The 23,027-nt window shown below is 66.0% G+C and carries 29 protein-coding genes and 1 tRNA gene; 12 read left to right on the forward strand and 18 right to left on the reverse strand.

The genetic code is table 11. From position 1 onward, the window contains the following. Positions 1-8: 8 nt before the first annotated feature. From ACXC9Q_RS18750 to ACXC9Q_RS18775, 6 genes are read right to left on the reverse strand one after another with little or no spacing between them, the layout of a single operon-like run. Complete coding sequence (locus ACXC9Q_RS18750; RefSeq protein WP_457057864.1) at positions 9-248, reverse strand: hypothetical protein; 240 nt, start codon at positions 246-248, stop codon at positions 9-11. A gap of 24 nt (positions 249-272) precedes the next feature. Continuing rightward, positions 273-785: a hypothetical protein gene (locus tag ACXC9Q_RS18755; RefSeq protein WP_457057865.1), complete on the reverse strand. Its 513-nt coding sequence runs from the start codon at positions 783-785 to the stop codon at positions 273-275. Beyond that, the gene (locus ACXC9Q_RS18760; RefSeq protein WP_457057866.1) at positions 782-1,138 is read right to left on the reverse strand and encodes a hypothetical protein; all 357 of its coding nucleotides are present in this window, start codon (positions 1,136-1,138) and stop codon (positions 782-784) included. Before ACXC9Q_RS18760 ends, ACXC9Q_RS18755 begins: the two co-directional genes overlap by 4 nt. Beyond that, on the reverse strand, positions 1,135-1,404 hold the full coding sequence (locus ACXC9Q_RS18765; protein ID WP_457057867.1) for a hypothetical protein: 270 nt from the start codon (positions 1,402-1,404) through the stop codon (positions 1,135-1,137). The genes ACXC9Q_RS18760 and ACXC9Q_RS18765 overlap by 4 nt, the downstream gene beginning before the upstream one ends. Continuing rightward, a complete protein-coding gene (locus tag ACXC9Q_RS18770) occupies positions 1,401-2,057 on the reverse strand; it encodes a hypothetical protein (RefSeq protein WP_457057868.1) in 657 nt (218 codons plus the stop codon). The genes ACXC9Q_RS18765 and ACXC9Q_RS18770 overlap by 4 nt, the downstream gene beginning before the upstream one ends. After that, complete coding sequence (locus ACXC9Q_RS18775; RefSeq protein WP_457057869.1) at positions 2,054-2,278, reverse strand: hypothetical protein; 225 nt, start codon at positions 2,276-2,278, stop codon at positions 2,054-2,056. Before ACXC9Q_RS18775 ends, ACXC9Q_RS18770 begins: the two co-directional genes overlap by 4 nt. 202 nt (positions 2,279-2,480) lie before the next feature. Here ACXC9Q_RS18775 and ACXC9Q_RS18780 point away from each other — a divergent pair, with 202 nt between their 5' ends. Continuing rightward, positions 2,481-3,863 carry a hypothetical protein gene (locus tag ACXC9Q_RS18780; protein WP_457057870.1) on the forward strand — a complete coding sequence of 461 codons (1,383 nt, stop codon included), beginning with the start codon at positions 2,481-2,483 and terminating at the stop codon, positions 3,861-3,863. On the opposite strand, the gene ACXC9Q_RS18785 is transcribed toward ACXC9Q_RS18780, so the two are convergent. From ACXC9Q_RS18785 to ACXC9Q_RS18800, 4 genes are all read right to left on the reverse strand, one after another. Then, positions 3,860-4,762: a phosphotransferase family protein gene (locus ACXC9Q_RS18785; RefSeq protein WP_457057872.1), complete on the reverse strand. Its 903-nt coding sequence runs from the start codon at positions 4,760-4,762 to the stop codon at positions 3,860-3,862. The genes ACXC9Q_RS18780 and ACXC9Q_RS18785 overlap by 4 nt on opposite strands. A gap of 430 nt (positions 4,763-5,192) precedes the next feature. Then, on the reverse strand, positions 5,193-5,486 hold the full coding sequence (locus ACXC9Q_RS18790) for a hypothetical protein (protein ID WP_457057873.1): 294 nt from the start codon (positions 5,484-5,486) through the stop codon (positions 5,193-5,195). A 371-nt stretch (positions 5,487-5,857) separates the two neighbouring features. After that, complete coding sequence (locus ACXC9Q_RS18795; protein ID WP_457057874.1) at positions 5,858-6,655, reverse strand: restriction endonuclease; 798 nt, start codon at positions 6,653-6,655, stop codon at positions 5,858-5,860. Between the two features lie 70 nt (positions 6,656-6,725). After that, on the reverse strand, positions 6,726-7,310 hold the full coding sequence (locus ACXC9Q_RS18800; RefSeq protein WP_457057875.1) for a hypothetical protein: 585 nt from the start codon (positions 7,308-7,310) through the stop codon (positions 6,726-6,728). A gap of 241 nt (positions 7,311-7,551) precedes the next feature. Between ACXC9Q_RS18800 and ACXC9Q_RS18805 the strand changes: the two genes are divergently transcribed. Next, the gene (locus ACXC9Q_RS18805; protein WP_457057876.1) at positions 7,552-7,896 is read left to right on the forward strand and encodes a hypothetical protein; all 345 of its coding nucleotides are present in this window, start codon (positions 7,552-7,554) and stop codon (positions 7,894-7,896) included. 51 nt (positions 7,897-7,947) lie between these two features. On the opposite strand, the gene ACXC9Q_RS18810 is transcribed toward ACXC9Q_RS18805, so the two are convergent. From ACXC9Q_RS18810 to ACXC9Q_RS18820, 3 genes are all read right to left on the reverse strand, one after another. Further along, entirely contained in the window at positions 7,948-9,372 is a 1,425-nt protein-coding gene (locus tag ACXC9Q_RS18810; protein WP_457057877.1) for a Fic family protein, read from the reverse strand. A 347-nt stretch (positions 9,373-9,719) separates the two neighbouring features. Then, positions 9,720-9,989, reverse strand: a complete 270-nt coding sequence (locus ACXC9Q_RS18815) for a hypothetical protein (protein WP_457057878.1) — start codon at positions 9,987-9,989, stop codon at positions 9,720-9,722. Positions 9,990-10,351: 362 nt separating this feature from the next. Beyond that, positions 10,352-10,440 (reverse strand) — tRNA-Ser (locus ACXC9Q_RS18820). A gap of 292 nt (positions 10,441-10,732) precedes the next feature. Between ACXC9Q_RS18820 and ACXC9Q_RS18825 the strand changes: the two genes are divergently transcribed. The 4 genes from ACXC9Q_RS18825 to ACXC9Q_RS18840 all read left to right on the forward strand — a co-directional run bounded on the left by ACXC9Q_RS18825 (position 10,733) and on the right by ACXC9Q_RS18840 (position 15,381). Continuing rightward, positions 10,733-11,968, forward strand: a complete 1,236-nt coding sequence (locus tag ACXC9Q_RS18825) for an MFS transporter (protein ID WP_457057879.1) — start codon at positions 10,733-10,735, stop codon at positions 11,966-11,968. Positions 11,969-12,042: 74 nt separating this feature from the next. Beyond that, positions 12,043-13,260 carry an MFS transporter gene (locus ACXC9Q_RS18830; protein WP_457057880.1) on the forward strand — a complete coding sequence of 406 codons (1,218 nt, stop codon included), beginning with the start codon at positions 12,043-12,045 and terminating at the stop codon, positions 13,258-13,260. Positions 13,261-13,301: 41 nt separating this feature from the next. Beyond that, a complete protein-coding gene (locus tag ACXC9Q_RS18835; RefSeq protein WP_457057967.1) occupies positions 13,302-14,492 on the forward strand; it encodes an FAD-dependent oxidoreductase in 1,191 nt (396 codons plus the stop codon). A gap of 292 nt (positions 14,493-14,784) precedes the next feature. Further along, positions 14,785-15,381: a gamma carbonic anhydrase family protein gene (locus ACXC9Q_RS18840; protein ID WP_457057881.1), complete on the forward strand. Its 597-nt coding sequence runs from the start codon at positions 14,785-14,787 to the stop codon at positions 15,379-15,381. A 24-nt stretch (positions 15,382-15,405) separates the two neighbouring features. Here ACXC9Q_RS18840 and cobC read toward each other — a convergent pair whose 3' ends face one another. Further along, a complete protein-coding gene (gene cobC / locus ACXC9Q_RS18845; protein WP_457057882.1) occupies positions 15,406-16,434 on the reverse strand; it encodes an Rv2231c family pyridoxal phosphate-dependent protein CobC in 1,029 nt (342 codons plus the stop codon). Between the two features lie 57 nt (positions 16,435-16,491). Then, positions 16,492-17,283 carry a carbon-nitrogen hydrolase family protein gene (locus tag ACXC9Q_RS18850; protein WP_457057883.1) on the reverse strand — a complete coding sequence of 264 codons (792 nt, stop codon included), beginning with the start codon at positions 17,281-17,283 and terminating at the stop codon, positions 16,492-16,494. Between the two features lie 334 nt (positions 17,284-17,617). Here ACXC9Q_RS18850 and mobA point away from each other — a divergent pair, with 334 nt between their 5' ends. Genes mobA through ACXC9Q_RS18865 form a run of 3 tightly spaced genes read left to right on the forward strand, consistent with a single transcriptional unit; the run spans position 17,618 to position 20,076 of the window. After that, positions 17,618-18,157: a molybdenum cofactor guanylyltransferase gene (mobA, locus tag ACXC9Q_RS18855; protein ID WP_457057884.1), complete on the forward strand. Its 540-nt coding sequence runs from the start codon at positions 17,618-17,620 to the stop codon at positions 18,155-18,157. Between the two features lie 43 nt (positions 18,158-18,200). After that, positions 18,201-19,082: a phosphotransferase family protein gene (locus ACXC9Q_RS18860; protein ID WP_457057885.1), complete on the forward strand. Its 882-nt coding sequence runs from the start codon at positions 18,201-18,203 to the stop codon at positions 19,080-19,082. A 16-nt stretch (positions 19,083-19,098) separates the two neighbouring features. Next, entirely contained in the window at positions 19,099-20,076 is a 978-nt protein-coding gene (locus ACXC9Q_RS18865) for an NAD(P)H-quinone oxidoreductase (RefSeq protein WP_457057886.1), read from the forward strand. Here ACXC9Q_RS18865 and ACXC9Q_RS18870 read toward each other — a convergent pair. Beyond that, a complete protein-coding gene (locus ACXC9Q_RS18870) occupies positions 20,073-20,438 on the reverse strand; it encodes a VOC family protein (RefSeq protein ID WP_457057969.1) in 366 nt (121 codons plus the stop codon). The two genes, ACXC9Q_RS18865 and ACXC9Q_RS18870, sit on opposite strands and share 4 nt — an antisense overlap. Here ACXC9Q_RS18870 and ACXC9Q_RS18875 point away from each other — a divergent pair. Further along, positions 20,328-20,681: an FtsX-like permease family protein gene (locus ACXC9Q_RS18875; RefSeq protein ID WP_457057970.1), complete on the forward strand. Its 354-nt coding sequence runs from the start codon at positions 20,328-20,330 to the stop codon at positions 20,679-20,681. The two genes, ACXC9Q_RS18870 and ACXC9Q_RS18875, sit on opposite strands and share 111 nt — an antisense overlap. Here the strand turns inward: ACXC9Q_RS18875 and ACXC9Q_RS18880 are convergent. Beyond that, complete coding sequence (locus tag ACXC9Q_RS18880) at positions 20,678-20,842, reverse strand: hypothetical protein (protein WP_457057887.1); 165 nt, start codon at positions 20,840-20,842, stop codon at positions 20,678-20,680. The two genes, ACXC9Q_RS18875 and ACXC9Q_RS18880, sit on opposite strands and share 4 nt — an antisense overlap. A gap of 26 nt (positions 20,843-20,868) precedes the next feature. Here ACXC9Q_RS18880 and ACXC9Q_RS18885 point away from each other — a divergent pair, with 26 nt between their 5' ends. Together ACXC9Q_RS18885 and ACXC9Q_RS18890 are read left to right on the forward strand one after the other, a co-directional pair. Continuing rightward, complete coding sequence (locus tag ACXC9Q_RS18885; protein WP_457057888.1) at positions 20,869-21,399, forward strand: CGNR zinc finger domain-containing protein; 531 nt, start codon at positions 20,869-20,871, stop codon at positions 21,397-21,399. Between the two features lie 48 nt (positions 21,400-21,447). Then, positions 21,448-22,062 (forward strand): bacterial proteasome activator family protein, encoded by a 615-nt coding sequence (locus ACXC9Q_RS18890; RefSeq protein WP_457057889.1) that lies wholly within the window; start codon positions 21,448-21,450, stop codon positions 22,060-22,062. Between the two features lie 5 nt (positions 22,063-22,067). Here the strand turns inward: ACXC9Q_RS18890 and ACXC9Q_RS18895 are convergent, their stop codons facing one another. Next, positions 22,068-22,877, reverse strand: a complete 810-nt coding sequence (locus ACXC9Q_RS18895) for an HAD family hydrolase (RefSeq protein WP_457057890.1) — start codon at positions 22,875-22,877, stop codon at positions 22,068-22,070. Positions 22,878-23,027: the final 150 nt, after the last annotated feature.

Raw genomic sequence — 23,027 nt, forward strand, 5'->3', positions numbered from 1 at the left:
CGCGGGCATCAGGCCGTGTCCTCGAAGTCGGCTCGGTCGCAGGTCGAGTCAGCGCCGTCGCGGGCCGGCAGGATTGCCATCACCGGCACCGGGGCGCACGACTCGCAGACCGCGAACACCACACCGGCCACGTCCATTCGGCGGCGGGTCCGGCGCACCGCGCACGCCTCACAGCGGCGCTCGGTGCCCTCGGCAACCCGCATTACGAGGTCTCGTGCCGCGGTGACGTTGTAGCGCTTGCGGTTCATCAGCGTCTCCAGATCGGTTCGGGGTCAGGCCGCGTCCGGGGCGGCGCCGGCGCGGCGGGCTACCTCGTCTTTGCGAGCGTGGCTGGCGGCACGGTGCTCGATCGCGTCGGTGCTGTGAGGGATGAAGCGACCGGCGACGATCCCGCACACCGGCGGCCGGGTCGCCAGGAAGGCGTTGCACTGTTCGAACACCGGGCACGCGGTCCGGCACAGCCGCGCGGCCCGCGTGATGTCGGCAGCGCACGGGTTGTCGTCCGCGTCCCACGTGTGGGGGTCGGTCAGGCACGGCACCGTTACTCCGTCGTCGTAGGCGGCGCGGATCGCGGCGTGCAGCGTACGCTCGGCGCGAGCCTGGGCTTGGCTGTACTCGGGGCCGGGCAGGCCGACCAGGTCGAGGCTGCCGAACTCCTGCCGCACAACGGCCTTCACGTCGTCGCCGTCCGGGGCCGGACCCGGCTCAGGGGCGGGGACCGGCGGACCGGGCAGCACCCGAAGGTGTGGGCGGACAGTGGTGTTGGCGGTGTCGGTGGTGGTCATGCGGCGTCGCCTCCGGTCAGGTCGAACAGACCGAGTTGGTCTGTCGTGGGGTTCGTCGCTTCATCGCTGGCGGCCTCAGCGAGGCGCTTGGCGCCGGTCGCACAGGCAGGGCACATCGCGACCAGCTCGGCGCCGGTGACGGCCTTGGTCAGGGTCACGGTCGGGTCGCTCGGAACCACCGACAGGCGATGCTTCAGGCCGTGATCGACCGGGCAGCGGTGCTCGGACTTGGTGTGCGGCCTACCGCAGTCACCGGTGCACTCGCAGCGCCATCCGGCCTCGCCCAGTACGCGGGACCAGGTGTCGGCACCGACCAGCGGCGGCCAGAACGGGTCATGGATCGGGAACGTCATGCCGCCTCGCCCCCGAAGTCACCAGCGGCCACCAGGACGGCCGGGCGACGGAACGCGGCCAGCTCGATCACCGGGGCCAGCACCGCGGGCTGCGGTGCCGGGTGAGCCGTCGTCAGGTGAGAGTCGGCCGCAGCCAGAGCGGCATCGAAGGTGGCTTCCCGGCCCGTGCACGGCCACACCGCAGGCGAACACAGACAGGTCCACTCCCAGCGTCCAGTTCCGGCACGACGTACCTGGCAGGGACGGTCGATATGCAGCGCGGTCATGACTGCACCGCCTGACTTGCAGACCGGTCGGCGAACCTGATCGCCAACGTCGCCGCCAGGACCGACGACACAGAGCCGCCGATCGCCACCGCGAGGCCGGTGTGGTCGGTGTGGGCTGCGACCGCCATCGGGACGCCGGCCGCGAGCATCAGCGCGGGCAGGTACGACAGCAGCCGCTCGCCGTCCTCGGCGGCCCAGACGAACCGCCACGCGGTCTCGCCGATCTGCATCGTCACCACCAGCAGCGCCAGCAGCCGGAACACGGCGTGACGCGCGCCGAGGTCGATACCCGCGACCATGGCCAGCGGCAGTCCGGCGCATAGCGCGAACAGCACCGCCAGCACCCTGGCCACCACCGGGGCACCCATCACGCCACGCTCCTGCGAACGCGGCGCGCGGTTTCGGCGGTCTGGTCGTGGGACGCACGCGGCGGCGGGGACCAGCTCACGTCGGCCACGGTCACTCGGCCTGGGGTTCGAGCCGAACGCCTCGACGCGGCGCTGAGCCTCCAACCACGCCCGTGCATCCAGGCGGTACCGGCGAGCACCCCACGCACCCTGGCGAACCTCCCAGCCACGGGCGCGGTGCGAGGCGTCAGACGCGGCGTACAGCGCGTCGATCAGGCGGGCGAACACACCGCCGGCCCGGCTCACTGGCCACCGCCACGGTTGAACAGGGCGTCCCCGAGCTTGCCGATCGTGGTTCGCGTGCCGTTCGTGAAGTCCTGCGACGGCTGCTCCAACAGGCCACCGCTGTTCGCGATCGTGATGCCCAGCATCAGGGCAATCAGCGCGACCAGTCCGGCAACGAAGTTCTTCCAACACATCAAGACCAGCGCCGCCAGCAGCACAAGTCCAAAAATCGCCAGCTCCATCAGGTCCTCCGTCCGTCGAGCCCCATAGAGGGGTAGATTTGAATACTGACTGAGTCAGTACTCGATGTCAACGGGTACTGCTGTGGTGACACCGAGTGCTGTTGGGAACTGACTGCAAGACTGCCGTCCGCGTTACCCTCGTGACAGTGCGCACATGGGGGCGCAAATGTGCACACCCCCGACCCCGGCGAGAGGAGGGATCTTGAGGGAGGCTCAACCGAACGAGCGGTTGGCGAGCGTGATGCAAGAGGCCCGCGTCTCGAACAAGGCCCTAGCTCGCGCCATTCGGGAGCTGTCGACCCAGCGCCGACAGCCGCTGGGCACCGACCACACAGCGGTTAGCCGATGGCTCAGCGGCATGACTCCAAGGGGTGCAACGGCGGCCCTCGTCGCCGAAGTACTTGGAGCCAAGTTGGGTCGGAGGTTAGCGCCAGCAGACCTCGGTTTCGCTGGCAGTGTCGCTGTCGATCCCAATCTCGGAATCCAGTACGGAGAGCAGCCCCACGAGGCGGTGACTGCGCTCTCTGCACTTTGGCGAGCAGACCTGGACGAAGCGCGCAGCATTGTTGAGGCGCCTGCCAATTCAGGTGCGTGGTCTGAAGCCTCATTGAACTGGTTGCTTCGCAATGGCACCAATGCCTTGCCCCATCAGGAATCCGGACGCCAGATCGGCGCATCTGATGTTGCGGCGATTAGGGCAACGACAGAGGCCTTCTCACTACTCGACAACAACTTCGGCGGCGGCCATGCGCGACGCGCGCTAATTCAGTACCTGAGGTCGGATGCGGCCCGGATGCTCGTCGGGAAGTATTCCGAGCAAATAGGACGACACCTATTCGATGCCATTGCAGAGGCCACCCTATTGGCCGCTTGGATGTCATATGACGCGGGTATGCACGGCCTCGCTCAGCGGTACTTCATTCAGGCCCTGCGTTTGGCTCAGACGGCCGAGAATACGCTGCTTGCTAGCAGCATCCTGGACGCTATGAGCCATCAGGCAACTTTCCTCGGGCGCGGGAGGGAAGCTGCAAACCTGGCCCGGGCCGCGCGCAACGGCAGCCGGGGGCACGCGACGTCGACTCTGACCGCGCATTTCCATGCGATGGAAGCGAGGGCCTTGGCGATTGGCGGCGATGCGGTCGGCGCACAGCGCTCACTCGGCGAAGCGGTCCGCGTATTCGAGAAACGCCGACCCGGCGACGACCCCGAATGGATCAGCTACTTCAACGACGTGGAGCTAAGCGCAGAATTTAGTCACTGCTTTCGGGACCTACAGCGCTCGTCGGACGCCATCACATATGCCGAGCGGGGGATATCTGGAAGCTCAGCCCGCAGCGACTTTTTCGTGACGATGGTTCTCGCCGCCGGCCACCTGGACGGCGGTGGCAGAAATGCTGACATCGAGGAAGCCTGCCGGGTCGCTAAGTCTGCACTGGAGCTCGGGACACAGGTCCGATCGGCTCGGTGCGCTGAGTACGTGCGGCAGTTCCGATCAGCCCTGAAGCCGTTCGCCACGCACCGCGCCGTTGTTGAACTCAGAGAGGAAGCCGCAGAGCATCCTCTGTGGAATGCGTCTCAGAGCTAGAGCGGCTGCCAGTCACGACGGCTAGCCCCAGTCCTCAGAGCAGCGACTCGCTTAGCTAGCTCACCCGCGGCATGACCATCGGTTTCGGCGTTTCGGGCTAGCCAGGTGACCATCAGGAATTCCCTGGTGTCGCACAAAGTCTCATAACCTGACCAGCCACGTACGTCGTACCCGTACCGAGAAACAAACGAATCGTATTCCTCGCTTGTGTGCCAGCCGTAGCGCTCGAAGAACATCGCCGTTAGGATCAAATCCCATTCCCGAGCGCCAACAGCGAACCCATCCAGATCCGCTAACATCGCGGTCCCCTGGTCATCTACTAGAACATTTCCCACATTCGCGTCACCGTGTATCACGCCAAATGGCAACTCATAGTCCAGTTTGACGTAGGCATCGGATAGCTCTTGACAGCGATTCAGCAGGAACTGCTGATCCGCTAGACTCAGATGCTCTAGCACAGCAAGTCTTTCTTTCGCCCGATCGAATGGGTCATGGGCTGGAAGATCAAGATCTACAGGCGTCGACAATCCATGCAGTGCACGCAGCAAGTCTGCCAGGTCGCTCGTGGTTCCAAACCTAGTTTCGTCGGACGTGGATTCCCAGAACGTCACAACACGATCAGCGGTGATAATCGGCTGTTCAATGCTCAGCGCGCGAACAGCGGGCACAGCATGCTGGGCTAGCCAGCGCGACACGGCTACTTCCCGACGAGCGATGTCCTCCAGCTGATGACTCCGAGCCACCCGCGCGATGATCCCATTTCGGAGACGGTATATCGCATTCGAGCCGATCCGAATCAGCTCCGCGTCCGCGCAGTCGAATCTGGCAATTGCACATGCTTCCCGCAGAGTCACCTCAGCGCTGATCTCGTCGAGAGGCAATGACTTCGCTTTCACCACTACGCCGGCTCCATTCGTTGTCACTCCGACTGTTCGGCGCTCCCAGGCGCCGGCCGTCCGCCAATGCCTGGCCGCGGGCGGGCTTCGTGCCATTCAATGATCCGAGCAGGCTTCCAAATATGGGTCCTGCCGACCGTCATGTCAGGCTCTGGCATTTGGCCACGCAACCGATACGAACTCACTGTGCCAACCCGCAGCCCCAGATACGCGGCAACGTCACTCGTTGTCCACCACTCGGCATCTGGGTCCGGTCCTGACTCTGTCACGTCGCCCATTGTGTCGGACGGGGCTCCCCGAAGCCGAATACGGCAGGCCGCTTTCGAGACGCCCCAGGGCCAGACTCCGGCCTACTGCGAGGTTCGTGGCGGGTCAGTCGAGGGGCCGCAGTCGGTCCGCTGGGGACCAGTACCAGGCGTGGGGTTCGTTCCGCTTAATCCGGAATTCCAGTCCATACCAGCCGCTGGGTTCTCGCACCCACGGCGTACAGCAGTCCTTCTTCAGTGCGGCGGGCGATGATACGAATCTCTACCCGCCGGGGAGGATCGAGCCGTCGGACGTGGGCCGCCGGTCGCGGACCAGACTCGGTGTAGAAGATCGATAGCTCTGCCGCGTGTTTGACGGCGTCGGTCGGGTCGAGGCCCGTCACCACCCATGTGCCGTCGAGGTTGTCCCAGATCCCTCGATCGCGGTCAGCCAGCTCCACAGACCGATCCTCGAAGCGCATCGCTGTCACCTGTCGCTGTCACCTGCCGTTCGAACACATGTTCGCACGGCGCTGCAGTCACGACTAGCCGGGGGATAGGTCCGGACAGCTGTCCCATCTGTCCCAGCTGTCCCGGCAACGCTCTGACCTGCGGTTTTGTCGCTGATCGGGTGGGACACACCAGGTGTGGGCTGTCCCACCTGTCCCAGGTCCCAACGCTCACCAGTCTTGCCCCCCACCCCGACCCGGTATGTTCCAGCCCTCCCGACGACGCGAGGCCAGACAGAGAAGGCGCTACGTTCAGGTTTGGGCATTTGGGCGGGCAGTGGGCGCTGCCGGGAACAGTCGCCGATGTGTCCGGTGACTACGGCGTAGCACCACCGCGATCAAGTTTATGTGTCAAGGAAATCCCACTCTTCGCCTAGCACCCAGCGGAGGGCGGAGAGCTTGCCATTGACGAATCCCCACTCCCAGTCGCCCCAAGGACCCAGGTTCTCGCGACCGCGTCGGTCCTCAACCCTGAGCATCGCATCGCGCATCGCCTGTTCAATCTCGGGCTGTAGCGGCTCGCGTCTACCTTCCTCGACCCTCTCTTCCAAGATGAGCTTGCGGACGTACCAGACCTTGTCAAAGAACTCCTCCTCAGCGGCGAGAATCTCCGCTGTCGTTCGCATGTGCTCCGGAATGATGCCATGGGAGGCCATGAGTTCTGGATTGTCGATCAGCATTCGCTTTAGCTGAGGCTTCTCCCAGTGTCGAATGCGAAACGGTGGCCGCCGATTGCGTGTGTACTGGCTCAGCCAGTCCTTCGCGGGGTTAGAGAGATAGCCTGACGCGATCACTAACACAACCGCGGGTTTCTCAGCCTCGGCCCAGGTCAGCAGACCTTGGAGAGCCTCCGGAGGAACTCCGCGCTTGTAATGCTTGCAGTCCACGAACCACGTTTCTAGGTACGTGTGGCCATCCACGTCGTTGCGCTCAAGCTGTGCCACAAGATCGCGGCCGCGGTCGGCAGGACTGGCCTTCTTGTCGGTGCCCTTGCGCCAGTCGACGTTCACGAAGCCAAGCTCACCGAGGAGATCGAAGCAGAACTCCTCGAAGTCGGTCGGGTCGAGGTTGTCGAACGAGATCGAACCCACCGGTGAACTAGGTGCGGCTCCTTCATCTTCGAGGAACTGTGAGTCGGTCATGCTGGACATGCTGCCGCCGGTGCCATGGCAACGGTAGGTCCAGCACCACCCATTTCCCACTATCGCGGGGCTAGCTCTGGGCTGCTTGGACGATGTCGCCTATGGCACCCAAAGCCACGCCCGCGAGGATGAAGAGCCACCCCCAGATCTGCTCCACCAGGCCGCCAACCGCGATGTTCTCTGACTTACCTGCTACCTCCGTGATGCGCGCTTGCGTGCGGCGATCCAGCGCCGACACCGACTCAACTCGCGCCTCTCGCTCGTCCGCGATCGCCTCTTGGGCGTCTTGTCCAGTTGCATGGGCTCGTTGGAGCCGGCGGTGTACCTCTTCAGCGAACCCTTGCGGATCGTCCACGATCGAGGGGAGGGGGCCGAAGGACACCCTGCCAGTGGCCCGGGAGGTCATTCTCATTGAACTCATAGCCACGCCCTGGACGACTTTCGCCCTGCCCTTGATGTGCAGCACCTGGCGGCCCCATCGATCTGCAGCGGCAGCGGAACGACGAACTGCCAATAGCGACGACCGACGGAACGCAGAACCGAGGGTCTCATCGTGCACGAACTCTTTCCACGTTCGATCAAAACCATGAAAAGCGAGCGCGAGGCCGACTAACTCGAACAATCCAGCAAGGCAATATAGAACGATCACATGCACCAGCCTGCCTCACAGCAGCTGGTCCAACCAGAGCTTGCGGAACACTGTCCGGCTGTCCCGGCTGTCCCGGCAACTCTCTGACCTGCGGTTTTATCGTGGGTCAGCCGGGACACCTACCGAGCCAGGGTGTCCCGGCTGTCCCGGGCGTCGTACTACACGAACTCCTCGGGCACCATGCCTACATGAACACTGCGAACGCTGTCGGCCTCATACTGTCTGTCTGCGGCGGACGCTGGAACTGGTGGCCATCGCAATTGCTGGTCTCTCAGTTGCGCGCGCCTTCGGTCGGATTAACCACCGGGTAGAGCTGGTGCGTTCTACAGCAGCCGACCACCAGCGCGCGATCGCAACTCTGGCAGACAACGACACAGATGGCCGACGAGCTGCCGAAAACAGTCTGAAGGATGCTCGGCGACTGGCCGGCGTCGGGCCGGACACGTCCTGGGACGACATCGCCTACATGAAGACCTTGATCACTCACGCCATTGCAGAGGACGCTCGGTCTGGGCTCATCGCAACCGTCTGGTTGATCGGGCTTGGCGTCCTGCTGAGCACTGCAGGATCGGCTGTAAGCGCGTTCGGTTAGGCCGAGCGAGCCGACTCGGCTAGCGGCGGCGCTGTTACATGGCCGATGACCTTAGCCAGGGCCTCCGTGGATCCTCGGAAGCCAGCGGGCTGAACCGAACGAGTTCTTCGGGGTTGCGAAGCGCCTAGAGAATCCCAGCCGCAAGCGGTCCGCTACCCGGGACGCGGCCTCAGGAACGGTCAACGAACTCACTCCGAATTTGTCGTCAACGAATACGCGGACCGGACGATCCGGTTGAACCCACAAGTCCGATAGACCATCTAGGTCCGCCCGGGACGTGCGACGGTACGGCTCAAGGTTCCAGCGAGCGTTGGGCAGCGCGAACGCGATGGTTGGCACCACGTCATCCTTTGCGAATCGGGTGCGCGATGGGTTTGACGGATGCCTGTGGTAAAGGACAACCTCTTGACCAAGGTCGTCGGTTACCAGAGCGCTGAGTATGTTGAACTGTCGCCCATGTCGGAGGTCGTCGAACACGTCCTGGGAGAGTTCGTCCAGCATCCTGAGTTGGAGACCGGCCAACTCCAATTCGGAACGGAGTCGAGTCATGAAGTCGCCGAGGCAATTGCGATACCAATCAAAGTAGTTGTCGCCGCGACGCGCTACCAACTGGTCGAACAATTGCTTGAAGGTCTTCGGATGCTGCAGTTCGGCTACATAGCGCTCGATGGTCTCCAAAAAGAGACCAGTGAGGGGCATGATGTCACCGCCCTCGTCACTGTGCGCTAAAGCCGCGATGTATCGGCTCCTCTGCGAACGTGCCTTCACGATCGCCGGTGGCAGGCCGTCTTGGCCAAGCATCACGTTCGCGATCAGCCGGGCTACCCGACCGTTCCCATCCTGGAATGGGTGCACGTGCGTGAACCAGGCGTGCCCGACGGCCGCGCGCAGGACCGCAAGGTCATCGTCGACTGCCTGCTGACTCCAGTCCGCGAATTGTGACATCGCAAAGTCGATGTCGTAGGTCGGAAACGGGATGTGTTCAGCCCCGGCGATACGAGCGTCGAACTGTCGGTACCGACCGGCGAACCAAGAACCAGCCATGACGACGCCGTGCAGCGATCGAACATCCGACTGGGACAGGCCACGGACCGCGCCACCGATATAGCGCAGAGCCAGAACTCGGGCGGTCTCAAGGCCGACCGCTGCGAACACTCGTTCGTCCTGCCGGAGCAATTCCGGCAAGAGATTGACATTGAGGTCCCGGAGCACGTCCTGTCCCGCGGTCGACTCAATCGCCTCGACAGTGCCGGCCAGGTCAGGTCCCTCGAACTCAATACTGTTGCTCTCGAACACAGACCAGTAGCCGTGTGCACGGTCCATCTCGCGGACGAGTCCAATTCGGTGCGCCTGCTCAAGTGCGACACGCAGCCCGTCGCGGGCTTTGCGAAGCCGCATGCGCATCTCATCGAGCGAATCGTTTGCTTCGCTCGGCAACGAGTAGGGAGTGCCCTTCAGCACTGATACGTCGCTCACGGACTCCCCTCCGGTCAGTCGGTCAAGCCAGCGGGATCCGGTGGCCTTCCGAGGCGGGCCGTCCCATACCGTCAGGCTGGGCCAGGGTCCGCGAGGGTGACCTCACCGGATCTAGAAAGGAGTCTGACACGAAGCGGCTTCACCAGGCGGCCGCTATCCACAAGCCGCCTACCGAGTCGGCAGCCCGAAGGATTGGCGGGCGGCCTGCCGTTCGGAGAACGCATCGATTTCGGCGCGCGTCAGCGGCCGCAGGGCTGAAGCCGGCGCCCAGCGACCACCGTCGCTGGGATCCCGCTCAAGGTAGGTCACGAGGCCGTGCCAGCCGTCAGCCTCGCGTGCCCACATGTTCAACAAGGAGTCTCTGCCCGCCTGGCGGTCACATGCAGCTCCACGGGCGTAGGCGTGTCCAGATAGCGTGCACACGCGTCCGGCCGCTCGGCATCGCCCTCATACCGCAGGCTCAGGATGGCGGCATGCGAGCTCGCGGCTGGATCCGCCAGGCGCTGCGCTACCCATTGCCCGGCGAGGCTGTCCCAGACCCCGTGGCCGAACTGCGGTAGCGGCGCGTCAGTGTCGAACCTTTCCTCGTAGCGCATCCGAACCTCCCGATCGCTCATCTGTTTGAATCTAATGCTGTCGGAGATCGGCGATCGAGGGATCCTGGGCTGGCTCTTCGTCGCAACCCTGGTCACAGCCCGACGCCTAACGCTCTTCGCACACTTGCGGCATCGTCACCCCCGTATGTTCCAGCCATCCGACCGCGGGAGCGGCTGGAACATACGGGGATTTTGGTGCTGCCAAGTGCCCAAGGCGCGGGCACGTATAGGGCACGCTCCCGGCGGCGCGGGCACGTATAGGGCACGAATGGCCGGTCAGAACCGGTAGCGGCCGGATACACCCGGACACGCTCGGACAGTCGCCGGTGGCGCCTGTCGCCCACGTTTCCGCAGGTCAGAGGGTTGTTTCGAGAGTCTGGAGGCGGAGGGTGTGGGATTCGAACCCACGATGACGGTCACCCGCCATACCGGTTTTCAAGACCAGCGCACTCGGCCACTATGCGAACCCTCCAGGCGACGTGGTCGCCGATCGTCGAGGATAGCGCAGCCGGTCGGGCCGGAACTGGAGTGCGGGGGCGGGTGCCGGCCGGTAGGGTCTGGGCAGGCGGACGGGCCGCCTGGGGTACGGACGGAGGTGAGAGCAATGTCTCGGTCGTTCGAGGACATGGCACACACCGTCCGGTCGGCGCGCTGACCAGCAGCTGACCGGACCATCCGGCCGGTTGCCGAGCAGCCGACCGGGTCTACCGCCGGCGTAGCGCCGGCAGTTCCGGTTGTTCCGTCATGCCCTCTGGAGCTCTCGCATGCCTTCCTTCGGTACGTTCCTGCTGCCGTCCGATCTCGGATCCGACTTCCGCAAGATCTGGCCGGCCTCGATCATCTCCAACCTCGGCGACGGCGCCATGCTCGCCGCCGGCCCGTTGCTCGTCGCCTCGATCACGAGTGAACCGGCCGCGGTCGGCGCCGCCGCGTTCGTCCAGCAATTGCCCTGGCTGCTGTTCGCCCTGTTCAGCGGCGCCCTCGTCGACCGGCTCGATCGCCGGCTGATGATCGTTGCCGCCGACACCTTTCGCGCAGTGGTGCTCGCCGGACTCGGCGCCGCCGTACTGCTCGGGTCGTCGCCACTCTGGGCGATCTACCTGGCCCTGTTCTTGTTGGGTACGGCGGAAACCCTCGCCGACAACGCATCCGGCGCGTTGCTGGTGAGCGCCGTACCCAAGGCCCACCTCGGCAAGGCCAACGCGCGGCTGTTCGCCAGTGGGACCGTTCTGCAACAGCTTGGCGGCCCACCGCTCGGCGCACTGCTGTTCGCGGTCGGGGCCGGGGTCCCACTGGTCTTCGACGCAGTCACGTTCGCCGCCGCGGCCGCCCTGGTCGCGCGGGTCGCCGTACGGCCGCCACTGCCGGAGTCATCGGGTACGGCGATCTGGAGCGAAGTACGCGAGGGAGTGCGCTGGCTGTGGCACCACGCCGGCGTACGAACGCTCGCGTGCTCGATCCTGGTCATGAACATCACCTTCTGCGCGGCCTTCGCAACCTGGGTGCTGTTCGCCCGGGAGCGGCTCGGTCTGAGTGAGACGCAGTTCGGACTGCTCATGTCAGTCGGCGCAATCGGAGCCGTCTTCGGCATGCCGGCGTACCACCTGCTGGAGCCGCGTGTCGGCTCACTGACTCTGCTGCGCGCCGGTCTGGTGATCGAGACGACGGTCCATCTAGTACTCGCGCTCACCCGGAGCCCGTGGGTCGCAGCACTGACCATGGCTGTGTTTGGCGTCCATGCGGTGGTGTGGGGCATCGTGTCGACCACTGCACGGCAACTGGCGACACCAGAGCCGCTAATGGGCCGAGTGAACAGCGTCTACCTGCTGGCCTCAGTCGGTGGCGCCGCGATCGGTTCGGCGCTGGGCGGCGTACTGGCCCAGCGGTTCGGACTGGCCGCGCCGTTCGGCATAGCGTTCGTCGCAATGGTGCTGATGACGGCCGTCGCCTGGCGGCCGCTACGGCATGTCTCGGTACGGCGGGTGCCCGCAGCGGACTGAAATCCGCTGGAGGCTATCGGCAACCGCTTGCTATGTTCGTGGTCGCCGAGTCGATGCGATGGGAGCGCTGAGTCATGCCCGCAGCCACATCCCTCGGCCTCCCGAACGTCCGTGGGCGCCAACCGCTGCTGGTCGCGCTGGCCATCGACTCGTTCGGTGGCGGCTGCGCGGGTCCGCTCCTGCTCCTCTACTTCATCAAGGTCGCCGACATCCCGCTCGGAACAGCCGGACTGCTGCTGACCGTCGCGACGCTCTTCTCGATCACCGCACCGGCCGCAGTAGGGATGGTGATCGACAGAGTCGGGCCGCGGAACCTGGTGATCGGCGCTCAGTACGCGCAGGGCCTCGCGTTCACCGGCTTCTTCTTCGGGCGATCGGAGTGGTTGCTGTTTCTCTGCGCACTCGTCATGACGACCGGTCAGCGAACGTTCTGGTCGGCGATCTTCAGTCTGCTGGCGGACATCGCGGACGAGGGCGACCGCGACAGGTGGTTCGGTCTGGGCGGCATGATGCAGGCGGGAGGGTTCGCCCTCGGTGGACTGGCGGCCGGTGCCCTGCTGGCCATAGGCGGCGACGCGCCGTTCCTGGTCGCCATGGCAATCAACGCGGTGACCTTCTTCGTGGCCGGTCTGCTCCTGCTGCGGCTGCACCCGTCGCACCACAAAGAGGCCGCCAAGGACACCGGTCCAGCACCACTCCTGCGCAAGGACAAGCCGTTCCTGGTCCTCATCGGTGCCAACACCCTGCTGGCGCTGTGCATGATGACGATGGGTGTCGGACTACCCGTTTACATCGCTGAGGCACTGCCTGTGCCCAAGTGGCTGGTCGGCGTCCTGCTGGCCGCGACTTCCGTCGTACTGGCGACCGGTCAGACGCTCGTAGTACGGCACACCGAGCGGCGACGCCGTACCTATGTCATGGTCGTGGCCGGCGTGGCCTGGGCGGCGTGGGGCTTGCTGATGGCATCGCTGCTGCACATCCCTGACGGATTCGTGGTGCCCGTGCTAGTCCTGGCCACGGCGTGCTTCGCGTTCGGCGACGTACTGCACGCAGCGACCAACAACGCAGTGTCGGCGGCAGTGGCGCCGGTGGTCGGGCGCGGGAAGTACCTGTCCTACTGGCAGTACTCCTTCACCTTCGCCAGCGTTCTGGCTCCGGCCTTCTTCGCTCAGCTCTTCGAGCTCCATCACGAGCTGCCCTGGCTGGCGGTGTCCGTCGTCGCCCTCGTCGCCGGCGCTGCCATCTTCGCCCTCGACCGCGCGGTCCCCCACCTCGCAACCCAGCGCGCCTAGCTGCGCAGGTGGACGCAGACCGGAGCTAGCGTTGCGGTGTGATGCCGGAGTGGACCACTGTGGCGATCGTCGGCGGCGGGCCGGCCGGTCTGATGCTCGGCGCCCTCTTGGCCCGGCAGGGCGTGAGCGTCACCGTGCTCGAGAAGCACGCCGACTTCCTCCGCGACTTCCGCGGCGACACAGTGCACCCGTCGACCATCGAACTGATGCACGAACTCGGCTGGGCCGACGAATTCCTCGCCCTGCCGCATCGACGCATGGACCGAGTCACCATGGGCACGCCGGACGGCCCAGTGACCATCGCCGACTTCCGCCACCTCCCCGTCCGATCGCCGTACGTCGCGTTCATGCCCCAATGGGACTTTCTCAACTTCCTCGCCCGGAAGGCCTGTGAGTACGACGCCTTCCACCTACTCCGGCGTACCACCGCGACCGACCTGATCACCGTGGCCGGCCAGGTGATCGGCGTACGCGCGGAAACGGCAGCAGGCCCACTCAAGCTGCGTGCCGAACTAGTCGTGTCCGCGGAAGGCCGCGACTCCGTCCTGCGAGACATCGCCGGGTTGACGTCGGTCGCGGTAGCGCCGGGTGTCGACGTGTTCTGGTTCCGCGTCTCACGCCGTACCGATGAGTCGGTGCCGTTCTTCCAGAGTGGTCGCGGCGGATCACTGGTGGCCGTAGACCGCGGCACCTATTGGCAGTTGGCGTACGCATTCCCCAAGGGCCGAGCCGACGCCATCAGAGCCGACGGCATCCAGCCCTTCCGCGACCGCATCGCCGCACTCCTGCCGTTGCTAGCCAACCGCCTGGACGAGGTGAGGAGTTTCGACGACGTCCACCTGCTCAGCGTCCGAATGGACCGCCTGACGCAGTGGTACCGCCCAGGCCTCCTCTTCATCGGCGACGCCGCCCACGCCATGTCACCAGCCGGCGGAGTAGGCATCAACCTGGCAATCCAGGACGCCGTAGCCAGCGCCAACCTCCTCGCCCCCGCACTACACCGCGGCCGTGTCACCACCCACACCCTCCGCAGGATCCAACGCCGCCGCACCCTCCCGACGCTCGCAACCCAACGCTTCCAAGCCGCCGCCACGAAAGCCCTGTACGCCGCCTCCACGTCAGCCGATCGCACGACACCAAAGTTCCTCGGGGCAGTCCGGTCACTCCCACCCCTAACCCGCCTGACCGGCCGCTTCATCGGCCTAGGCATCCGCCCAGAACACGTGAAGTAGCCCTCCTCACCCCACCCCGCGCAGCCCCGCACGCGCGACCGCCGGGCGGCCAACTTGTCGGGGTATTTGACTCGTCAGGATGGATTGCATCTGATCGAACATCTGTTCTAATGTTTGCAGCGTTCGCGGTTCTCCACCCCGGATCGTCCGGTTGACCGAGCCTCCCACCTCCGATGTGGACGGCCGCCGGACGCCGCCGCCCGGGTTGTGAGGACCCGGGCAGTGGAGAATCCGCTCACCAACCGGGATACAGCTGAGGAAGATGAGGTGATGCTCAACGGAAGGACAGCTGATGCTGCTCGAAGACCGCGGCCGCCGACCGGTCGTGCCCGAATCCGCTTATGTCGCCCCATCGGCCGTGCTCTGTGGAGCCGTCGTGCTGGCCGAGGGCAGCAGAGTTCTGCACGGTGCGGTGCTGACGGCGGAGAACGGCGAGGTCCGTCTCGGTGAGAACAGTGTGGTGATGGAGAACGCCCTGGTACGCGGCCGGGCAGACCATCCCGCCCTGCTCGGCGACGCGGTCCTGGTAGGTCCCCATGCACACGTCAACGGCGCCACGGTCGAGGACGAAGTCTTCATCGCCACGGGCGCCGCGTTGTTCCCTGGTTCCGTCGCCGGCGCGGGCGCGGAGCTCCGGATCAACAGCGTGCTGCACGTGAACTCGCGCCTGGAACCGGGCACGGTCCTCCCGATCGGCTGGATCGCGGCCGGCAACCCAGCCCAGCTCTTCTCACCCGACCGGCACGAGGAGCTCTGGGAAATCCAACGCGACCTGGACTTCCCCGGCACCGTCTACGGCGTCCCCCGCGGCACCCCCATGCGCGACATCATGTCCCGCCAATCCACCTACTACGGCGCCCACAAATCCGACCATCCCATCGACCCGTAACCTCGCCGACAAAGCAGAAATCAATCAATCCGTCAGGTCGCGCAGTACCTTCACAAACGCATCGGTGACATCGGCCGGCCGTACGGCGATCCGCAGCCAATCCGGCCCGAGCCCGGGAAACGTATCGCCGCGCCGGATCGCAAACCCCTTGTCCCGCAGGGATTCCCGCAGTACGGCGCCCCCTTCGACATGCACGAGTACGAACGGTCCCCGCGCCACGCCGTACGTCGACAGCCCACTCACCGAACGAAGATTGTCAAGCAGATGGACACGTTGCCGATCGATGTCCAACGCCGCGTTTGTCGCCTCGGACAAGGCACGCTCGTTGCTGCAGGCAATCGCCGCCGAAAGTGCAGGAGTGGACACCGGCCAGTGCGGCTGGACGGCGGCCAGTTGCTCGATCAATCCGGGTGCCGCGAGGACGTACCCGATGCGCAGCCCCGCCAGTCCCCAGGTCTTGGTCAGGCTGCGGATCACCACGAGGCCCGGGATCGACGCGCCGGCGAGCGACTCGGGCTCGCCCGGTACGGCGTCGATGAACGCCTCGTCGACGACAAGGATCCGGTCGGGCCGCGCGAGTTCGCGCAGGTCGTCCGCCCGGTGGAGTACGGACGTCGGGTTGGTCGGATTGCCGATGACAACGAGATCGGCGTCGGCCGGCACCGCGCGTGGATCGAGCACGAACCCGTCTTTTGGCCGCAGGATCACCCGGTCGACCAGATGCCCGGCGGATCGCAACGCCGCCTCGGGTTCGGTGAACTGTGGATGAACCACCACCGCATGCCGCGGCCGGAACGCCCGTGCGATCAGCACGAACGCCTCGGCGGCCCCCGCGGTCAGCAGGACCCGATCCGGCGCTACGCCGTGCCGTACGGCGACCGCCGCCACCGCCGCGTCCTGCCGCGGGTACGACGCGAGGTCGCTCAGACTGCTCGTGATCTCGTCGACCAACCACGCCGGCGGTGTCCCCGCCCGCACGTTGACCGCGAGATCGACCAGCCCGTCGCCGACCTCGAGGTCGCCGTGATGCTCCAGATCAAACCCATCCAGCACCCCTGGAGGCTAACCGCTCGGCCGCGATCAGATACGGCCTAGTCCGCGCCTCGGGCGTCAGCGCGGGGTGACTGTGTAGCGGCGGTTCTGGAGCGAGGGGTTCCGCTTGCGTACGTCGGCCAGCCGCTCAGCCGAGACCTCCGCGACCGCATGCCCATCCGACTCGCCTACTGACACCACCGCGATGCCCTGTGGATCGATGACCTGGCTGAGGCCGCAGTACTTCTTCCCGTTCTGCGCGGCGGCCGCCACATAACAGGTGTTCTCCACAGCCCGCGCCGTAAGCAGAGTGGTCCAGTGGTGCTCCTTCAACGGGCCACGGACCCAGGCGGCTGGTACGACGAGCACCTGAGCGCCGGCGTCGACCAGAGCGCGGGACAGCTCGGGGAAGCGCAGGTCGTAGCAAGTCATCAGGCCCAGGGACATGCCGCCGACGCGAACTACCACCGGTGCGACATCACCCGCGGTCAGCTGATCCGATTCCTTGTAGCCGAACGCGTCGTACAGGTGGATCTTCCGGTAGGCGCCGAGCAGCGATCCGTCCGCACCGACCGCCAGAAGCGTGTTGTAGGGACGGTGCTGGTCGCAGCTGCGTTCGAACATGCCCGCCACGATCGCCACACCGTGTTCGAGCGCACACTTCCGCAGCGTGTCCACGAATTCCCCGTCCAAGGCCTCCGCGGCCTGGGCCACCGAGCCGCCTTCGACCGCGAAGTCGGACATCATCGCTTCCGGGAGGACGACGAGATCCGGCCGACCCTGGGCCGCGTCGGCGACGACGCGGGTCACCCGGTCGCGATTGGCGGCCTTGTCGTTGCTGCTGGCGGTCTGCACCACGGCGATCTTCACCCCTCCATGGTGCCGCAGATCCGGGCTTGAACCTCGCGCGACGTCAGGACCTAGTGCCTCGCCAAGAAACGTCGAGGTCGTTACCGCACTTGCCTTCCGCCCGGGTCAATTTCAGGGGTGAACCTCGCAGCTGCACCCTTCTACCCACCGCATCCCGGGGGTGAAGGGACCAGATCAGGGGTGAACCCCGCACCTGGCCGCCGGGTCCGGCTTCGGGGTGGTGGTCACTCCGGACTACCTCCCCAACCTGGCTTGACGCGGCACTAGTGTCGAGGGAGGGCGCAAGCGGCGAGAAGAGTTGGTCCAGAAGGACTGACCCGGCGAGACTGCTGTCGTGGAGTTCGACGCGGTGGTGCTTGCTGGGGGCGGGTCGACGCGGTTCGGCGGCGTGGACAAGGCGATGTTGGTGCTGGACGGAGTCACACTGCTCGATCGGGTGCTGACGGCAACTGCCGACGCGGTGTCGACCGTGGTGGTCGGCCCGGTCCGCACCACCTGCCGCCCGGTCGACTGGACTCTTGAGGATCCACCGTCCGGTGGTCCGGTGGCAGGGATCGCGGCCGGGCTGAGCCACGGCACCGCTCCGGTCGTTGTCCTGTTGAGCTGCGACCTCCCCTGGCTGACAAAGGACGACGTCGCTCAACTCGTATCCGGACTAGGCGACCACGACGGCTACGGCCTACGCGACACAGACGCCCGCGAGCAGCAACTCGCGGCCGTTTACCGCCGCGCCGCGCTGACCGACGCGATCACGCGGATCGGAGACCCTCGTGACAAGTCGGTACGGCGAACGCTCGCCGGCCTCGACCTCGCCTGGTCCGACCCGACCCGGGCCGGCGACGATGTCGACACCTGGGCAGACTTCGACGACTGAAAGACGACTGAAAACCGCTGGACGCGGCTCCTAGCGTGAGGCTGTGGATATCGCAGCGATGGTCGCCAAAGCCGGCCCGGACAGCGAGGTCGCCGAAGTCGTCCAGCGAACCGGTGGACAGCTGAGCACAGTCTTCGAGGTACGACGAACCAACGCCGACCCCCTGATCGTCAAGGTCTACGCACCCGAGTGGGCCTGGAAGCAGTCCAAGGAAGTACACGTCTACGGCCTGCTGGCCGACGATCTGGACGGCTCGATCCCACGGGTCGTCCACGCCGAGCCGGCCGGTGAACACGACGCCTTCACCATCCTGACCAAGCTCGATGGCATACCACTGTCCGAGACCGATCCGCCCGACTGGCGAGCGACGTACGTCGAACTCGGCCAACTGCTCGCCCGTGTCCACCGCATCCCGCAGCCGGCGTACGGATATGTCACCGACCGGATCCTCGATCCACTGCCGGACAACGACCAGTACATGCGGAGGCAGTTCACCAAGAAGCTCGACGAGTTCGCCGGGGATCCAGGATTGCACGAAGCAATCCGCGCGTACGTCGACGAGCACAGCGGACTGTTCGCCGCGAACCACGCCGCAGTCCTGTGCCACAACGACTTCCACGAGGGCAACATCCTCGTGGATCCGGAGACCTGGCGCGTCACCGGCTTCATCGACGTCGAGAACGTGATCGCGGCCGACCCACTCATCGACCTCGCGAAGACGGCGTCGTACTCGATCCGCGGCAACGCCGACAAGCTCACCGGTCTGATCGACGGGTACGGCGCGCTGCCGCAGGACTGGGAGGACCGGATCCTGCTGTACCGGGTCTACCACTCGCTCGAACTGTGGGACTGGTTCAAGTCCATCGGCGAGACCACTCATCTCGACAGCATCGCCGCCGAGCTTGCTGAGCTGGTGAATCGCTGAGGGTACGGTGTGCAGCATGCGAGCTGTCGTGTGTGAGGGTGCCGGCGGGATCGAGGTCCTGACGGTCGGCGAGATCGAGGATCCGCAGCCGGCCGTGGACGAGGTTGTCATCGACGTGGCCGCGGCCGGTGTGAACCGGGCCGATCTGATGCAGCGGCAGGGGTTCTATCCACCCCCGCCCGGCGCGCCGGGGACGATCGGGCTCGAGGTGTCCGGCACGATCTCCGCGGTCGGCGCGGACGTCGAGGGCTGGTCGGTCGGCGACGAGTGCTGCGCGCTGCTCGCGGGTGGTGGGTACGCCGAGAAGGTCGCCGTACCGGTGCCACAGGTGATGCCCGTGCCCGACGGGCTCGACCTGGTCAGTGCCGCCGCACTGCCAGAGGTGGTCGCGACGGTCTGGTCGAACGTGTTCATGACCGCGCACCTCAAGTCCGGCGAGACGCTGCTGGTGCACGGGGGTTCGTCCGGCATCGGCTCGATGGCGATCCAGCTCGGGGTCGCGCACGGCGCGCGGGTGCTGACCACGGTCGGCAGCAAGGACAAGATGGAGTTCTGCGCCCAGCTCGGCGCGGACGTCGCGATCAACTACAAGGAAGCCGAGTGGGCGTCGGTCGTCCAGGAGGCGACCGGCAACGCCGGGGCCGACGTGATCCTCGACATCGTGGGCGCGAAGTACCTGACCGACAACGTCAAGACCCTCGCGTACGACGGGCGCCTGGTGGTGATCGGGATGCAGGGCGGCACCAAGGGCGAACTGGACCTCGGCCGGCTGATGAGCCGCCGCGGCTCAATCACCGGCACCGGCCTCCGCGTCCGTTCGGTGGCGGAGAAGGGGCGCATCCTCGCCGAGGTCGTCGGCCACGTCTGGCCTCTGATCGCCGAGAAGAAGGTCCGCCCCATCATCCACGCCATCTACCCGCTGGCCGAGGTCGCCCGCGCCCACCAAGACCTCGAACAGTCCAATCACCTGGGCAAGATCCTGCTGACGCTCTAGCTCGTCGGCAGGTTGGTGGCCAGCCAGGCTGGGTCGGGCTCGACCAGTTGAATGACGTCGAGCCAGGTGCCTTCGGGGTCGCGGACGAAGAAGTGCCGCTGGCCGAAGACCTCGGTCACCGGCTCGGTCTCCAACCGAACACCGGCCTCGGTGAGCGCGGCGGCGATCTTGTCCACGTCGTCGACGATGAAGCCGAAGAAGCTCGTGCTCTCGGGGGCTATCAGAGCCCGGCCCGGCTGTTCCTGATCGGGATTCTCGCGGCGGCGACGGTGGTCACACTGCTCGGCGTGGCGATCTCGGTGTCGTTGTCGGCCGCCGAGGGCCGTGCGGATCTCGCGACCCTCGCCGCGATCGGTGCGCAACCGCGCCGGCGGCGGTCCCTGGCGGCGGCCCAGGCGTGGGTGCTCGGGCAGCTCGGTTGCGTGCTGGGCGTCGGCGTCGGCGCGCTCTACGGTTACACAGCCCACGCGGCCTTCGGATCACCGCATTTCATGGTGCCGTGGACCGAGATCGCAGGCATCGTGATCGTCGTACCGCTGTTCGCCGGGCTGCTGGCCTGGCTGATGACGCGATCGCGCCTGCCGATGGTCAGCCGGATCGACTAGCTCGTGCGGGCGATGTCCGGGTAGGCCACGGCGTACGGCGGTGTGCTGGTGACTCTCCACTGACCGCAGGCACACCGCTGGTATACGACCAGGCCTTCACTGACCTGATGGGAGGACACCGCACTCCAGCGGTGCCGATGGACGTCGAGGTCGGCTGTCATGGGATCCATCGTGATGTAATGCCATTATGCATCTCAACCCTTACGGCGCCGACGCGGTTCTGCTCGCGGTCAACCTGGTCACCCGGCCGGCGACCACCCCCGAGGAACTGGCCGAGCGCTGTGAGGAAAGCGGGGTCGAGAGCCGCCTGGTCCGTGAGCGACGCGTCACCGCCGCGGACCTGGCGGCCGTTCGCGTCGCGCTCGACGAGTGGCTCGCGGTCGTGGACGCGAAGGACGAGCAGACCCGCGTCGATCTGATCAACGCGATGCTGGCCAAGTACACCGAGCATCCGCGCCTGACCAACCACGCCGGCGACGGCTGGCACATGCACTACCGGCCCGACAAGGTCCCGGTCGGCCGGCTCGTCGCGACACTGATCAGCACGGGTACGGCGCTCCACCTGGCGGGCCGTGGCATCAGCCGGCTCGGCCGCTGCGCCGCGGAGGGCTGCGGCAAGGTGTACGCCGACCTTTCACGAACCGGCCGTCAGCGCTATTGCAGCCCCGCCTGCGCCAACCGGGATGCCGTCCGACGGCATCGCGCCCGCGCATCCTAGGGCCACCAGGCGGGTCGTAGGTTCAGTCGACCGGCCTAGGATGGGCAGATGACCGAGAGCAGCAACGAGGGCCAGGGAGTTCCGATGACCGGGGCGCGGACCGAGGACGGCAAGGTGCTGATCGTCGGGCCGGACGGAATGGCTGTCGAGGGGCCGCCGCGCTCCAACCGTGGCGACGACGACGAGCACGACGAACCGCGGTCGGTGACCGAACTGGTCGAGCAGCCGGCCAAGGTGATGCGGGTCGCGAACATGATCCGCAACCTGCTCGAGGAGGTGAAGTCCGCCCCTCTCGACGAGGCATCGCGGCAGCGGCTGAAGGCGATCCACGAGGCGTCCATCAAGGAGCTCGAGTCCGGCCTGGCGCCGGAGCTGGTCGAGGAGCTCGAGCGACTCAGCCTCGACTTCACCGACGACAGCACGCCGACCGACGCCGAGCTCCGGATCGCGCAGGCGCAGCTGGTCGGCTGGCTGGAAGGTTTGTTCCACGGCATCCAGACGGCGCTGTTCGCCCAGCAGATGGCGGCTCGCCAGCAGCTGGAGCAGATGCGGCGCGCACTGCCCGGTGGCCAGCAGCTGCCGCCCGAAGACGGCCCCAGCTTCCCGGGTGCGCCGCAGGCGGGCACCACCGACGGCCCGGGCAGCGGCGGGATGTATCTGTAAACGCCTTATTTCAAAGGCTGAAACAACTCTTCGAGGACGGCGGCGACGCCGTCCTCGTCGTTTGCCGGGCACACCACGTCGACGACGGCCAGTACCTCGGCATGCGCGTTGGCCACGCCGTACGACGTACCGGCCCAGGCGAGCATCGGCAGATCGTTGATCGAGTCGCCGAAGGCGATCGTCGCAGCGGCCGGGATCCCTTGTTCGGCAGCGAAATCGGCCAGCATCGCGGCCTTCGAGACACCGGTGGCGGAGATCTCCACCAACCCGTGACCACCGCTGTGACTCGCGGTCACCCGATCGCCCACCACCGGACCGATCCGGGCGAGCAGTTCGTCGGACTGCCAGCTCGGATGGCGGACCAGCAGCTTCGCAGCCGGCTCGGACAGCAGCACCTCGACAGCAGCGACCAGTGTGTCTTCGGGCTTCGGCCAGCGATTGAGGTAGTCCGGTTCCTGTCCGTAGCGGTTCGATCGCTCGATGGCGAACTGTACGTCGGGGATCTCCGACCGGATCGCCCGCGCGACGTCGAGCGCGACGCCCGGCTCGATCAACCGGGTCCGGATCGCCTTGCGGCGCACGACGTCGTACAGAATGGCGCCGTTGGCAACTATTGCGACACCGTGATCGCCGACCAGGTCGGACAGGTCGTGCAACCAGCGGGGTGGCCTGGCAGTGACCATCACGAAGACACTTCCGGCGCGCTGCGCGGCGAGCACCGCCGCGCGGGTACGCGCCGAGATGGTTCCGTCACTGCGGACAAGCGTTCCGTCGAGGTCGGTGGCGATCAGGCGAGGGAGTTCGGCGGCGGTCACACAGCTACCGTATCCAGCGGGCCCCACTACTCCTGCGACCACGTCCGGCGCAACCCATCTGACCACGGTTTCAGACGTTTCTGACCTTTCTGATTGAGCTTTTGACAACGTCATCAGACCGTTACGGCAGGATGCTGCAAAGGCAGCAAG

This window comes from Kribbella sp. CWNU-51 (assembly GCF_054073265.1).